The sequence below is a fragment of the Candidatus Nitrotoga sp. BS genome (assembly GCF_927797785.1).
Lineage (GTDB): Bacteria > Pseudomonadota > Gammaproteobacteria > Burkholderiales > Gallionellaceae > Nitrotoga.
In genome coordinates this window covers 1-12,826 of sequence record NZ_CAKMLL010000074.1, presented here as the reverse complement: position 1 = coordinate 12,826, position 12,826 = coordinate 1, and the positions used below count along the sequence as shown (strand labels likewise).

Sequence of the window (12,826 nt, the reverse complement as noted above, 5' to 3'; positions counted from 1 at the left end):
ATGAGACAGGCACCATTGTTATTAGTTCCATTAATTACGGTTCACTACACTAGAGACAGTTGTCGAGATGGAAGCTGATGCAGCATTGGGGAACGGTGGGCTTGGGCGGCTTGCGGCTTGTTTCCTTGATTCCATGGCGACTCTCGATCTTCCTTGTTACGGTTACGGCATTCGCTACGAATACGGCATGTTCCGGCAGAGCATCGAGAATGGCGTGCAGGTGGAGCACCCGGATAACTGGTTGCGTTATGGAAATCCATGGGAATTTCCGCGACCCGAGTTGTTGTATCCGGTAAAATTTTACGGTCATGTGGTGGAGTACAAACATGACGATGGTTTATTGCGACATCACTGGGTTGATACTGACGAAGTGATGGCAATGGCTTACGACACACCAGTCCCCGGTTATGGCGGCAAGACGGTGAACAACATGCGGCTGTGGGCGGCAAAATCCTCGCGAGATTTTGAGCTAAGCTATTTCAATCAGGGTAATTACATTCAAGCAGTCGCAGACAAGAACGAATCGGAGAATTTGTCCAAGGTGCTATACCCGGACGACTCCACTGAGATGGGGCGTGAGCTGCGCCTGCGGCAGCAATACTTTTTTGTCAGTGCATCTTTGCAGGATATGTTGTATCGCTACAAAAAAATTCATAACAGATGGGAGGCCTTGCCGGACAAGATTGCGGTGCAACTGAACGACACCCATCCTGCCATTGCTGTTGCCGAAATGATGCGCCTGCTGGTGGATATACATCATCAGCCGTGGGACGAGGCTTGGGGGCTGACCACGCGTGTTTTTTCTTACACCAATCACACTTTGATGCCCGAGGCGTTGGAGACATGGCCTGTGGCCATGTTCGAGAAACTGTTGCCACGCCATTTGCAGATCATTTACGAGATCAATCATCGCTTCATGCGGCAGGTGGCGCACCAATTCCCTGGGGACGGTGAACTGTTGCGGCGTCTGTCCATCATTGACGAGAATGGTGCACGACGCATCCGTATGTCGCACCTTGCCATCGTTGGTAGTCATGCGGTAAACGGTGTTGCCGCACTGCACACTGAGTTGATGAAACGAACCATCTTTGCTGACTTCGAGCGCATCACACCAGGCAAGATTGTCAATATGACCAACGGTATCACGCCGCGTCGCTGGTTGAATCAGGCTAATCCTAAATTAGCGAAGCTGATCACCGAGCATATCGGCAAGGATTGGCTGACCGATCTCGAGCAGTTGCAGAAGCTGCGCCAGCATGCCGATGATGCCAAGTTCCAGAAACAATTCCGTGAAGTCAAACAGGCTAACAAGGAACGCCTTGCCGAGCTGATATACAAACAACTTGGCATTAAGGTAGATCCAAAATCGCTGTTTGATATTCAGATCAAACGCATCCATGAATACAAACGACAGTTGCTTAATGTGTTGCATATCATCACGCTGTACAACCGCATCCGCTCTGGAGCGTATTCCGACATTGTCCCGCGCACTGTCATTATCGCTGGGAAGGCGGCACCCGGTTATGCCATGGCGAAGCGCATCATCAGACTCATCAACGATATTGCCGAGGTCATCAATAACGACCAACAGGTCGGTGGCAAGCTTAAATTAGTGTTCTATCCCAATTATGATGTTTCGAATGCGGAACGCATCGTGCCTGCCGCCGATCTCTCTGAACAAATATCTACTGCTGGAACAGAGGCATCAGGCACAGGCAACATGAAGCTGGCGTTGAACGGTGCGCTCACGATTGGCACGCTGGATGGCGCGAATGTCGAAATACGTGAAGAGGTGGGGGCGGAAAATTTCTTTTTGTTCGGCATGACTACCGATGAAGTCGATGAGCTTGTCCGTCAAGGATATGATCCGCAGAGTTATTACCACAGCAACGTTGAATTGAAGAACACGCTTGATATGATTGCGTCTGGATATTTCTGTCCCGATGAACCGAAACGCTATCAAGAGGCGGTAGATGCACTGCTCAAGCATGGAGATCATTACATGCTCCTTGCTGATTACGCCTCTTATGTTGACTGCCAGGACAAGGTAAGTGAACTGTACCGCGATCAAAAGGAGTGGACAAAACGCGCTATTCTTAACGTCGCCGGCATGGGCAAGTTTTCTAGTGACCGAACTATTGGCGAATATGCGAAACATATCTGGCATGTCGCGCCAGTAGTTCAATCCTCTCCCAATGACATTTAAGAATGGATAACCCAAAAAGATTATCGCGCCCTGCACCTTGATGATTTTATGAGTTTGCGAAAAGAATACCGTTTAAAGAGGACTTCTGAAAATTAGTCATTCACGCGAAGGTAGGAATACAGTACGTTAAAACACGTTATAAATCAGTTTATTATTGGTTGCAATCTTTGCAGGAATGATGTCAACATGAATTTTTAGAGATGCCTAAACGCCGCCAGGCTAAATGATGGGGGCTCATTTTTTAGTTAGAGCCAAGTGTGCTACGTATACATTACGTAGCACGACGAGCTGTATTTTTGCCTTAGCTAGCTTTTCTTCTGCGTGAAGCTACAAACCCTAACAGTCCGGCACCCATCAACCATAAAGCTGCCGGTTCAGGTACATTATTATTAGGAGGGGGAGGATTATCTATAAAATTATATGAAATATCAGCATTACATGCAGCTGTAGTATTCTGCAGGTTGCCAATATTGCCCCCACCGCCAACAAAGTTGGTTCCAGAAATAGTACTGCAACCTAGATCAAATGTTGTTGACCCAGCTGAAGCAAGAAAAACACCGAGGCCAGCACCTGTTACTGTAACAGAAGCGCCACCGGTGTCCGTGGTTGTGCCAAGATTTAGACTGGCACCAGATGCTAAGCCTACAAATCCTCCGGTTGATGCCAAAGTCGTTGTAAATGCAGGGTTAGCGAATGAAACTCCAGCAAGTGGAGAGGAAATGAAAAAATTAAGAATAGAATCGAAAGAAAAGTTTGCAGAACCTGCAGCGTTATTCGTAAGGATACTTGAACTAATTGATACAGCATTCACCGACAAAGTAACCGAGGATAACGTGCCCAAAGTCCCATTAAACAAATTTAGCGTTAAGGTTTGCGCTATTTCAGTTGTTTCCTGTATGTTCGTGTCACTACTTGTAATGAGGCCAGCCTGAGCGCTAGTTGCGAATGCAAACCCTAGTGCCGCAGCCAGCAAAATATTTGTTTTTATCATTATTTGGTTCCTCCGTTGAAATCTTCAAAAAATTAAGGGCACCTCTAAAAATCTAATTTCCGTCACAATACTGCGCTACTCGATAAAATTATCGATTACATATCAACCATATGCCGCGCTCAAATTTTTTACTCGCGCCTTGGTCTTGTCTAGGAGATTGAATTTTTAGAGGCACCCTTAAGTACATTTGGTTTTTTACAAAAAAAATTTGTAAAAAGATGCAAATCTAACAAATATAGTAAATTCAAGCATACATTGTAAGTACCGTTTTAATAAAAGCAATTATCATGCCATATCAATAGAAACAACAGATTATATTCCATCAGCCATTATTTCGCATGGAACATGTAAAATTTTTCGACAACTATTGTTTAAGACCTAAACTGGTTTTGTCGCATTCATCGCAATGGCTCTGCTGGGTCTAAATCCTACAAGGTCTAAAAGCGACCACAATAAAATAACCAAGCAATTGAAATATTGTAACAAAGCGCTGAATCTAACTCTCGTTTTCATGATCTCGCCAGGCTGCAATTTTTGGGGGAAGGGAAATTCTTGTGGCGCAATACTTAACTATCGGCAATCAAGCCTAACTGTCCCGAGGACTTTCGCATTTAATGTGTAAATTTTTTCGACAATTATTGCAACAGTGTCAGATTCAACAATCATGCATGTTTTCTCACCTGTCGCCTCTTAACTCTGGGAGCACCGGAGGCACAACATTAAATTCTGCGTGAATTCACCTGATATCAAGACTGAACCTCTCCGTCTTTACGATATAGTGAGCACTTTGGCGCGTACTAAGGGATTTTTGACAGGAATACCGGGGGAAGGATATTTCGATTTTCAAACAAGGAATATAGCTGCAATGCAATTACGCATCGGCGATGCGCCTATCTCGGCATCGTTTAAATTTGGGAGATTACGTTGGCAATCCCCCATGTCATATTTACTTGAGTCGCATATCATTCTGGATAGACTTCACGCCTATAACAGTATGAGTTATTGCTTCTGCCCTGTGTATCACAGACGGGGAATTTACAAAGCCACTTAAATGCACGACACCTTTATAGGTTTCAATATTTATATCGGTCGCTTTCAGCGTAGGATCATTAGAAACTGCCGTTTTAACCCTTGATGTAATTACGTTATCAGGCACCTGTTCTCCAGTCATAGATGCGCAACCTGAAATTGACATGAATAGAATTGCAGTGCAAATAGTAAGTAAATATTTTATAAATTTCATACTGATTTCTCCCGGATTATTAAAAAAATCGCCGATTGACCGCTTCCTTTGGAAAGGGACGCTCCAACCTGCTCACGCAGGTTTTCAATGCCAACTTAGGAACGCTGGGGAGTGCTACTGCGACGGGTTGGAAGCTGCCACTAGCCGCCGAGTTGCAGATTACTAACCAGCGTACGTACGGTCTGTGTAGTATTGTACATAACTTAAGTCTATCGCTTTGCTATGATTTTAAATAATCAATTAATTTACGCCCACTCATAAATAACAACAAATTGATTATATGCAATAATTAGTCGTTTTGTGATATCATAATGCAAGCAAAAAAAACCAATTACCAAAAAAATATTGCACATAATCACATACAAAAGCCAGAAGCAACTTTATCCTAAAAGGTTTTGAAACTCCCTTCGAAGTAAAGCTGGATGCAGAGAATCGTTGGGGGAGACTCAGTCAATCCGTTGTTTGCCGCTGTCCAACCGCCATCTGCAACGCCTAACAGGCTAATGCCGCTGGCATCGTGGAACTCTTCGCCCAGCCGATGATCTTGCGTGAATACAAGGTCTGTCCCATCCCCTGTGATCATATCCCCGTCCGCTGCTGGCCACTGTTTAGCGCTCGTCAATTGATGCGAGACCCTATTGAGTCATTAAAGAGAGAGGTGAAGTCATGAGTCAGGACCATCCATGCGCCCGAACAACCCCTCGAACGTGGTCCGAAATATATACCCCACCTGCAAGTGTCACGGCATTGGCCTGCTTGTACAACATCACTGTTGCTACCGTGTGCAAGTGGAAAGGTCGCGAAAACTCTCAGGGTCGTTCTCACCGACCGCACACACTCAATACAACACTGACGTCGGCTCAGGAATTGCTTGTCGTCGAGCTGCGCCGCATGCTTCTGTTACCTCTGGATGATCTGCTGGCAACCACCCGTGAATTCATCAATACGGGGGTTTCCAGATCGGGCTTGGATCGATGACTACGCCGTCATGGGGTATCCAATCTGAACAGCCTTCAGCCACAAATCGATGGGGAAACAGCACCCCTAAAAACCTTCAAAGACTATGAGCCGGGATTCCTGCAATTGACATTAAGTACGTGCCGCAGATGCCCGATGAGACGCAGCGTCGTTATCTGTTTGTCGCCATTGACCGTGCAACACGGTGGGACTATTTCTGTATTTACCGCAACCAGACTGAAGCCAACAGCACCGACTTCTTACGTCGTCTGATACAGGCTGCACCGATGAGGATACAAAAGATTCTAACGGATAACGGGAGTCAGTTCACGGATCGCTTTACCAGCAAAGATAAACACGCTACAGGCAAGCATGTGTTTGATGTCAGCTGTACAGAGAGGGGCATAGCGCATCGACTGTCGCCACCACATCATCCCCAAACCAATGGCATGGTGGCGCGCTTCAATGGCGTGGTAAAACAAACCCGCTTCACCTCATCCACAGAGCTGGAGACAACTTCGACGCGCTATTTAAATGTTTACAACAACCCTATTCCGCAGCGCGCTTTGAATCACTTGACGCCCATCCAGTCATTGAAAAACTGGTGCGCAGAAAACCAGATTTATTTGTTAAACGTGTTCACAAACAGGTGGAACTTGACAGGTACACATGTATTCGCGCTGCCATATCGAGCCAATCTAGCTTTGCCGAAAGTTGATCGAGTTTCGGATATCAAACGATACAAATTTAAATTATTGCATTCGCTTTCATCCACGCCTTTGATCGTCTAAGTGCCTCTTCAATTTGACCAGCCGACATTTGTTCTTCCACAACTACTAGAAGCTCACTTCCTTCTTCATCAAGGGCAAGATCACTGCCCTCCTCATCAACAGCTCGGCCAGCAATATTTAGCCACATAAATGCCTCGACGAGATCCTGTTCAACACCTAACCCTTGAGAATACATAATGCCTAGGTTAATTTGCGATGGTGCAAATCGCTGCTCCGCAGACTTTCGAAATAATGTTACTGCCTTCCGTTCGTCCTTTGCAACGCCATAGCCATTATTGTACATATCTCCCAGGCAGAACTGAGCCTCAGGGTCCCCTTTCTTTGCTGCTTTGGCAAAACACTTTTCAGCGTTGGTATAATCTTTGTTCAAGAAAAAATTCAGTCCTTCTTGAAAGTCTTTTGATTCACTCATATTTACTTTCCTAAACAGTGTTATTGTTGATCCGCTCTGTAATTTTTTGCGCGAGCCTATTCTTGATCAGGCACACAAATGTAAGTATCCCCCAGCACACATGGACGCCCACTTTTTGCCAAGCTTTCAATCAAGATTTTGAGAAGGTAAAGATTGTTGCCATGAATACGGACTTTTGGTGAAGTTTCCGCTTCTGTCCCTGATGGCATTCGCCGATCGAGTCCTCAACAAAGCATCTTCGATCTCTCTATGCGACGCCGGAGACAGGTTTGCTGATCACAGCCTGACCAGTCTCACCATCATCTCAAGATTGCCTGTGAAATCGGTGGTGCTCTTCCTTCTTCTGCAAATCGCTGTATTTTGGTTTTGCTTGACCAATCTGATTATACTCCGGCAGCTTTTTCTGTAGGAGTATAATCAGATCGGATCATACTGTCCTTTGCCAAGAGCGCCCATACGATCCGGGCATACTTGTTGCGCCGAGTCATGAGTTTCCTTACCCAACTACCCGGTTCCGCCTTCTTCCCCGCAAATCGGATCTCGGCTCGAGCTCCGTGCATCAGCATGGTACGGGACAGCTAACCCTTGAGTTGAGTATAACCAAGCATCTTGGATAGGGTTCGTGCGGTATCGCGCATAGTCTAATCCACCAACTGTCTCTAATCGGAGACCGCGAATTAAATTTGTATTCAGCATGTTATGAGCGCCTATAAAAAAACGTCCCCGATAAACGACATGATTATTTTTAAACATCAGCAAACTATAGCTCTTATTTACATAACATATTGTTTTTATTATATTATTAATACTGGCATTAATTTTGCTTGATAGGTAAGCACTGGCACAAGGTCAGCTTTCAATTTACTTTTTAAAGGACACCAACAATGAAAAATTTAATGAGTATGCTGATTTTTACTTTGGTAGCTGCAGTCAGCTTACCGGCATTTGCAAATGCCCCTCAGACAGTGGAGGAGTGCCAACAGGTTTTTGCTGGTAACGATGCCAAAATTCAGGCTTGTATTGATGGCTTGAAGTAATCATTAGGCGACCCTCGGCAAATGAGTTTTACCGACAGCGCGTACTATCCGTAAGCCGCGAAGAAAGGCTGATGGATCAAGTATTCGTTATCAATAGCACGCGATGAGCAACTAATTTTTGTACGCACCCTGGGTATGGCATGTGCGACAGTCAAAATCAGCATGACTAAACTTGGCCCCAGACAAAAAGAACAATCACAAATACTGACAGCACAATAGATCACGTAATTCTGCCAGGAGAAGCACCCTTGTCAACGACGAGCAAAAATTTGACTCTATGTGCGGTGGAGCACAGACGAGCTTCATCGTTTGGGTGTTAGTTCCGACTGTAGGCATTGCGATGACTGCCAATGTTAATGGTTGTTGCTACGTAGCCTTACGAAGGAGCGTTTCGAAGGAGCAACTGTTGAAACACGTTTTCTCTTTGTTTAACATGTCGATGAAAGCGTCATTGTCGTGCTGCGATAGCTGCCTCAAGCGTTACGCTGCTACGATTTATCATTAGGAGACATAAAATGTCATTAGGAACAATTCTGCTAATCATTTTGATCTTGCTGTTGATCGGCGCAGTCCCAAGCTGGCCCCACAGTCAGAATTGGGGTTATGGACCCAGCGGTGGTATTGGGTTGCTGTTGCTGATCCTGATCATTCTATTCCTGATGGGCAAGATATAGCGCGTTGCTTTGTTTTTGACTTGCGGCGGTCACTCAACGGCCAGCAAATCTGAGTTTCAGTTTTACAACGCAACGAAGATTGCGGACACAAGCCTCTTGAGGCGGTTCTAGTTCAAGTATCGAGAGGCAATTTTGTATCATTATTAAAATTAAACCTGGAGGGTATTACCATGACACAATTTAAACGTTGTTCCACTTTTTTTCTGACTGCCCTGTTAGCTTTTTTTGTGGGTTGTGCGGCTACGCCTAAGCAGGCAGGAACCGGAGAATATTTCGATGACACCGTTCTGACCACCAAGATCAAAGCGGCGGTTTTAAAGGAGCCGTCCCTGAAATCCGCCGAAATCAACGTCGAAACCTTCAAGGGTGTAGTGCAACTAAGCGGTTTCGTCAGCTCCCAGGAGGAGATCAATAAGGCGGTCGAAGTTGCAAGTGGCGTCAAAGGGGTGGCATCGGTCAAGAACGATATGCGGGTCAAATAAGAATTGCGGTCGATCTTCAAACATGGCCTGTCCGGTTGACCGACCATTCATGAGAGGAATAAATCATGCTCCATTATACCGTTGTGTTTCTAGTCATTGCGATTGTCGCTGCGCTACTCGGCTTTACGGGTATTGCGGCTGGCGCAGCCGAAATTGCCAAGATCCTTTTCTTTATCTTTATTATCTTATTTATCATCTCGCTCATCATGGGACTGATGAGTCGCAAGTAATTTTGTTTGATACCGCGAGGTGTTTCACAAAATTCAGATGATGTGACAGATGCTGGTTTTGTCACATCATCAATTGACAAGATATTGAATGAAATCTATTTATGCCAGCTATCGAACTAACTGAGCTTGGTGTTATTCACAAGTAAGTCCTGCCTTCTGAAACTTGGAAGTTTGTTTAACTAGATTATATTTAAGCATCTAATTTCTAATTATCAATGGAGTATGTCATGACCGAATTTTCAAGCCAAACAATAAAAAATGAATTACTCAAAGATTTGAATGCCGTTGTACACGAAGGCGAGCAATTGTTGAAGTCTGTAGTCGATGAAGGCGGTGATCAAGCTAATGCTTTACGCGCCAAGATGGAATCAAATTTGAAGGCCGCCAAAAATAAGCTGCGCCAAATCGAAGGATCTGCAATTGAAACTACCAAGACGGCAGTTCGAGCCACTGACAATTATGTTCATGAAAATCCTTGGCGTGTTATCGGAGTATCTGTTGCTATTGGTGCCGTGATTGGACTGCTGCTGTACAGTTGTTGTAATGAACGGTCCGGCAGCTCTTCACGATGCAAAATATTGTGATAGGCAAGCAAAAATCGTAAAGGGAAGCATGTTTAATAATGGGATTTATTCTGCAATATTTATTAGTTTGTCATTAGCTGCACTTGGCGGATGTAAAACAACTACTTCTGGCGGTGCAGTTGGTGCGCAGCGTTCTCAGCTTATGCTGGTTTCTTCACAACAGTTGGAGCAAGTTGCTGAACAAAGCTATAACAAATTGAAGGCAGAAGCAGGGCAAAAAGGGACGCTGAATCAAGATCGTGCGATGTTGGAACGGTTACTTACGATTACCAACCGCATCAAGCCACATACTGCAACATTCCGTCCTGACGCACCAAATTGGAAGTGGGAGGCTAATATAATTAGCGACAAACAACTTAACGCATTCTGTATGCCTGGCGGTAAAATTATTTTTTATTCCGGTCTGATCAATGAGTTAAAGCTAACCGACGATGAAATTGCAATTGTGTTGGGGCACGAGGTTGCTCATGCATTGCGCGAGCATTCTCGTGCACAGGTGTCTCAGGCAATAGCTGCCAATACCACAATTAGTGTTGGCGCCGCATTGTTAGGTTTGAGTGGGGGGGCAGCTGACCTGGTTGGCGCGGGTTATCAGGCATTAATCGCAACCAGATTCAGCCGTACTGACGAGACGGAGGCTGATTCCATTGGCTTGGAACTAAGTGCACGAGCAGGCTTCGACCCGCGCGCAGGAGTTACATTGTGGCAAAAAATGATGAAGAATAAAGATGGTCAGCGCTCCCCTGAGTTTCTCAGTAGTCATCCGGCTGACTCAACTCGCATTCAGCAGATTGAAAAGCTGTTACCAACCGTCATGCCGCTTTACGAAGCTACACGTAGATAATTAATAACTTTCTGAATATCGGCATATATGTTAGCTAGCGCACTGAACATATTTTTGAAGTGTGAAAAGATTGCAATAGAAGTCGATGAGAGTTTGATGATATGAATTATCGGATATCTATTAATTCATATTCTGTTTCAAGTTAAATTTTATTGGAGAAAAAACATGAATACTTACCATAGATTACTTGTTTTGATTATGTCGCTTATCGGCGTTCTGTCCTTTACTGGTTGCGGTAAAACTCAAGAAGATGCAAGTAAATCCGCCGCTGTCACTACGGTGGGAACAGAGATTGACGACAGTGTTATCACCACCAAAGTGAAATCCAAGTTGCTGGCTGATCCGGACATTAAGGGTTTTGATTTAAATGTTGAGACACATAAAGGAGATGTTCAGTTAAGTGGCTTTGTCGATAATCAAGCTCAAATTGATAATGCAATTATGATCACACGTTCAGTAGAAGGTGTTAAGAATGTGGACAATAGAGTGAGCTTAAAAAATGTTAGTGCTGCGACCGTGGGCACTAAAGTTGATGACAGTATAGTCACCTCCAAAGTTAAGTCGTCATTCCTTGCTGATCCCGACATTAAGAGCTTTGACATTGCAGTGGTAACTAACAATGGCGAAGTTCAGCTCAGCGGTTTTGTTAACAATCAGACTCAAATTGATCGTGCCATCGATGTTGCACGCAGAACTGAAGGTGTACATAACGTTATTAATGAGTTGCGCGTCAAATAGTAAAGTTATATTTATTAATTAATATTATAAAGGAGCAAGAAATGAACTGGGACCAAGTTGAAGGGAACTGGAAACAATTAAAGGGCAACGTTAAGGAAAAATGGGGGAAACTTACCGATGATCATCTTGACGTAATAGCGGGCAAACGAGATCAGCTAGCAGGCAAAATCCAGGAAGCTTATGGAGTCACTAAAGAAAAAGCGGAAGAGGAAATTTCTGAATGGGAAAAAACTCAGAAGTGAATCTTTAGTGATTTGAGCTACGTTTCAAAGGAAAATGTATTTTAGGGCACCTCTAAAAATTCAATTTTCTAGACAAGACAAGGCGCGAGTAAAAAATTTGAGCGCGGCATATAGTTGATATGTAAGCGATAATTTTTTTCGAGTAACGCAGTATTGTGACGAAAATTGGATTTTTAGAGGTGCCTTTTCCTGTCATTCAATAAACGAAAGGCGATCCCATGAACAAATTCAATATCAGCATGATAACAATTGGCCTCGCCATCACCTTCAGCGCGATGGCAGAAGAATCCATGACAAAAGAGGCATATAAATCTGAAAAGGAACGTATTGAACTGGAATATAAATCAGATAAGGCTAAATGCAAATCGCTAGCCAATAATGCTAAAGATATATGCAAAGCTGAAGCAAAGGGTAAGGAGGAAGTTGCAGAGGCAGAACTAGATGCCAAATATAAACCATCGAAGAAATCCAGTTACAAGGCTCACGTCACCAAGGCAAAAGCGGACTATAAAATTGCCAAGGAAAAATGTGATGATTTAAATGGCAAACCAAAAGACATTTGCCACGCGGAAGCTAAAGCTGCAATGATTGCTGCAAAAGCTGATGCGAAGGCGAAGATGGAGACTTCGGACGGAAAATAGGGCAGCTTAGTGTTGCTCGTCACGATTGATTTTATTTAACTAGAGGGCACCTCTAAATAAGGAACTGATATGAAAACGACATATAAAGTTGCAATAAACGCGTTAACCGTAGCTATGTGTCTTGGCTTAGGTGGATGTTCCGGCATGTCTGCACAGGATAAAAGTACAGCTATCGGTGCTGGGGTAGGTGCAGTTGGCGGTGCGGTACTGACAGGAGGCAGCGCTGTTGGAACGGTTGGTGGTGCCGCAGTTGGTGGGGTTATCGGTCACGAACTCAAAAAATAGAAAATACATTATCAATTCGATGCATCTACAAATAACTGAATGTGAAGATGCATCGTTTATCCGATCTACAATTTATTAAGGGAGTTAAACTAAATGATGAAATTGAAAAAATGCTCTACTGCAGCATTAGCAGTAAGTGCCTTAACGTTGGCGCTAATGGGTTGCCAGAAACCGGAAGGTCCAGCAGAGACTGCTGGTAAGAAAATTGATCAAACAACCCAGAAAGCCGGAGAGCAAATTGAAAAGGCTGGAGATAAAATTCAAGACGCGGCTAAAGGCGATTAAAGAATAATCGCGTGAGCTTCCGTATAGATATATCGAACACGCTCTCTCTGTTTTATGTGATTCTGTGAATGGCTTGGCTTTTTGCTGAGGTTTTATAATGCAACTTTATACAATCCGGTTATTTTGGCTTCTTGGATTCAAATTCGAAGTGCAACATTCAGTGTTGGCTTCGCCCATGTGCTGG

At 44.2% G+C, this 12,826-nt stretch carries 15 protein-coding genes and 3 pseudogenes; 13 read left to right on the top strand and 5 right to left on the bottom strand.

The window, feature by feature from the left end; translation table 11 throughout:
* Positions 1 to 49 precede the first annotated feature (49 nt).
* A pseudogene (locus MJ769_RS09690) lies at positions 50 to 2,206 on the top strand (glycogen/starch/alpha-glucan phosphorylase); the annotation flags it as partial.
* 301 nt (positions 2,207 to 2,507) lie between these two features.
* Here MJ769_RS09690 and MJ769_RS09685 read toward each other — a convergent pair.
* From MJ769_RS09685 to MJ769_RS09675, 3 genes are all read right to left on the bottom strand, one after another.
* The gene (locus MJ769_RS09685; protein ID WP_239236816.1) at positions 2,508 to 3,197 is read right to left on the bottom strand and encodes a choice-of-anchor E domain-containing protein; all 690 of its coding nucleotides are present in this window, start codon (positions 3,195 to 3,197) and stop codon (positions 2,508 to 2,510) included.
* 946 nt (positions 3,198 to 4,143) lie between these two features.
* The gene (locus tag MJ769_RS09680) at positions 4,144 to 4,440 is read right to left on the bottom strand and encodes a BON domain-containing protein (protein ID WP_239236815.1); all 297 of its coding nucleotides are present in this window, start codon (positions 4,438 to 4,440) and stop codon (positions 4,144 to 4,146) included.
* 385 nt (positions 4,441 to 4,825) lie between these two features.
* Positions 4,826 to 5,062: a hypothetical protein gene (locus MJ769_RS09675; RefSeq protein WP_239236814.1), complete on the bottom strand. Its 237-nt coding sequence runs from the start codon at positions 5,060 to 5,062 to the stop codon at positions 4,826 to 4,828.
* A 44-nt stretch (positions 5,063 to 5,106) separates the two neighbouring features.
* Here MJ769_RS09675 and MJ769_RS09670 point away from each other — a divergent pair.
* Positions 5,107 to 6,115 (top strand): annotated as a pseudogene (locus MJ769_RS09670) (DDE-type integrase/transposase/recombinase).
* Positions 6,116 to 6,144: 29 nt separating this feature from the next.
* Here the strand turns inward: MJ769_RS09670 and MJ769_RS09665 are convergent.
* Together MJ769_RS09665 and MJ769_RS09660 are read right to left on the bottom strand one after the other, a co-directional pair.
* Positions 6,145 to 6,600, bottom strand: coding sequence for a tetratricopeptide repeat protein (locus MJ769_RS09665; protein ID WP_239236813.1), 456 nt, complete (start codon positions 6,598 to 6,600; stop codon positions 6,145 to 6,147).
* Positions 6,601 to 6,983: 383 nt separating this feature from the next.
* Positions 6,984 to 7,172: pseudogene (locus MJ769_RS09660) on the bottom strand (IS110 family transposase); the annotation flags it as partial.
* A 312-nt stretch (positions 7,173 to 7,484) separates the two neighbouring features.
* Between MJ769_RS09660 and MJ769_RS09655 the strand changes: the two are divergent.
* The 11 genes from MJ769_RS09655 to MJ769_RS09605 all read left to right on the top strand — a co-directional run bounded on the left by MJ769_RS09655 (position 7,485) and on the right by MJ769_RS09605 (position 12,642).
* Positions 7,485 to 7,637: a hypothetical protein gene (locus tag MJ769_RS09655; protein WP_239236812.1), complete on the top strand. Its 153-nt coding sequence runs from the start codon at positions 7,485 to 7,487 to the stop codon at positions 7,635 to 7,637.
* A 515-nt stretch (positions 7,638 to 8,152) separates the two neighbouring features.
* Complete coding sequence (locus MJ769_RS09650) at positions 8,153 to 8,311, top strand: DUF3309 family protein (RefSeq protein ID WP_239236811.1); 159 nt, start codon at positions 8,153 to 8,155, stop codon at positions 8,309 to 8,311.
* A 170-nt stretch (positions 8,312 to 8,481) separates the two neighbouring features.
* The gene (locus MJ769_RS09645) at positions 8,482 to 8,793 is read left to right on the top strand and encodes a BON domain-containing protein (RefSeq protein ID WP_239236810.1); all 312 of its coding nucleotides are present in this window, start codon (positions 8,482 to 8,484) and stop codon (positions 8,791 to 8,793) included.
* 65 nt (positions 8,794 to 8,858) lie between these two features.
* Positions 8,859 to 9,023, top strand: coding sequence for a DUF1328 family protein (locus MJ769_RS09640; protein WP_239236809.1), 165 nt, complete (start codon positions 8,859 to 8,861; stop codon positions 9,021 to 9,023).
* A gap of 227 nt (positions 9,024 to 9,250) precedes the next feature.
* Complete coding sequence (locus MJ769_RS09635; RefSeq protein ID WP_239236808.1) at positions 9,251 to 9,607, top strand: DUF883 family protein; 357 nt, start codon at positions 9,251 to 9,253, stop codon at positions 9,605 to 9,607.
* 28 nt (positions 9,608 to 9,635) lie between these two features.
* Positions 9,636 to 10,451: a M48 family metallopeptidase gene (locus MJ769_RS09630; RefSeq protein ID WP_239236807.1), complete on the top strand. Its 816-nt coding sequence runs from the start codon at positions 9,636 to 9,638 to the stop codon at positions 10,449 to 10,451.
* A gap of 165 nt (positions 10,452 to 10,616) precedes the next feature.
* Positions 10,617 to 11,189 (top strand): BON domain-containing protein, encoded by a 573-nt coding sequence (locus MJ769_RS09625; protein WP_239236806.1) that lies wholly within the window; start codon positions 10,617 to 10,619, stop codon positions 11,187 to 11,189.
* A gap of 41 nt (positions 11,190 to 11,230) precedes the next feature.
* The gene (locus tag MJ769_RS09620; protein ID WP_239236805.1) at positions 11,231 to 11,431 is read left to right on the top strand and encodes a CsbD family protein; all 201 of its coding nucleotides are present in this window, start codon (positions 11,231 to 11,233) and stop codon (positions 11,429 to 11,431) included.
* Positions 11,432 to 11,649: 218 nt separating this feature from the next.
* Complete coding sequence (locus MJ769_RS09615; RefSeq protein ID WP_239236804.1) at positions 11,650 to 12,072, top strand: hypothetical protein; 423 nt, start codon at positions 11,650 to 11,652, stop codon at positions 12,070 to 12,072.
* Positions 12,073 to 12,141: 69 nt separating this feature from the next.
* Positions 12,142 to 12,357, top strand: a complete 216-nt coding sequence (locus MJ769_RS09610) for a glycine zipper 2TM domain-containing protein (RefSeq protein WP_239236803.1) — start codon at positions 12,142 to 12,144, stop codon at positions 12,355 to 12,357.
* A 93-nt stretch (positions 12,358 to 12,450) separates the two neighbouring features.
* Positions 12,451 to 12,642, top strand: a complete 192-nt coding sequence (locus MJ769_RS09605) for a hypothetical protein (protein WP_239236802.1) — start codon at positions 12,451 to 12,453, stop codon at positions 12,640 to 12,642.
* Positions 12,643 to 12,826 lie beyond the last annotated feature (184 nt).

Coding starts and splice junctions, on each gene's coding strand:
- MJ769_RS09655 (WP_239236812.1), top strand. CDS start 7,485: ATGAAAAATTTAATGAGTATGCTGATTTTTACTTTGGTAGCTGCAGTC.
- MJ769_RS09685 (WP_239236816.1), bottom strand. CDS start 3,197: ATGATAAAAACAAATATTTTGCTGGCTGCGGCACTAGGGTTTGCATTC.
- MJ769_RS09680 (WP_239236815.1), bottom strand. CDS start 4,440: ATGAAATTTATAAAATATTTACTTACTATTTGCACTGCAATTCTATTC.
- MJ769_RS09620 (WP_239236805.1), top strand. CDS start 11,231: ATGAACTGGGACCAAGTTGAAGGGAACTGGAAACAATTAAAGGGCAAC.
- MJ769_RS09630 (WP_239236807.1), top strand. CDS start 9,636: ATGTTTAATAATGGGATTTATTCTGCAATATTTATTAGTTTGTCATTA.
- MJ769_RS09645 (WP_239236810.1), top strand. CDS start 8,482: ATGACACAATTTAAACGTTGTTCCACTTTTTTTCTGACTGCCCTGTTA.
- MJ769_RS09635 (WP_239236808.1), top strand. CDS start 9,251: ATGACCGAATTTTCAAGCCAAACAATAAAAAATGAATTACTCAAAGAT.
- MJ769_RS09605 (WP_239236802.1), top strand. CDS start 12,451: ATGATGAAATTGAAAAAATGCTCTACTGCAGCATTAGCAGTAAGTGCC.
- MJ769_RS09625 (WP_239236806.1), top strand. CDS start 10,617: ATGAATACTTACCATAGATTACTTGTTTTGATTATGTCGCTTATCGGC.
- MJ769_RS09665 (WP_239236813.1), bottom strand. CDS start 6,600: ATGAGTGAATCAAAAGACTTTCAAGAAGGACTGAATTTTTTCTTGAAC.
- MJ769_RS09615 (WP_239236804.1), top strand. CDS start 11,650: ATGAACAAATTCAATATCAGCATGATAACAATTGGCCTCGCCATCACC.
- MJ769_RS09650 (WP_239236811.1), top strand. CDS start 8,153: ATGTCATTAGGAACAATTCTGCTAATCATTTTGATCTTGCTGTTGATC.
- MJ769_RS09610 (WP_239236803.1), top strand. CDS start 12,142: ATGAAAACGACATATAAAGTTGCAATAAACGCGTTAACCGTAGCTATG.
- MJ769_RS09640 (WP_239236809.1), top strand. CDS start 8,859: ATGCTCCATTATACCGTTGTGTTTCTAGTCATTGCGATTGTCGCTGCG.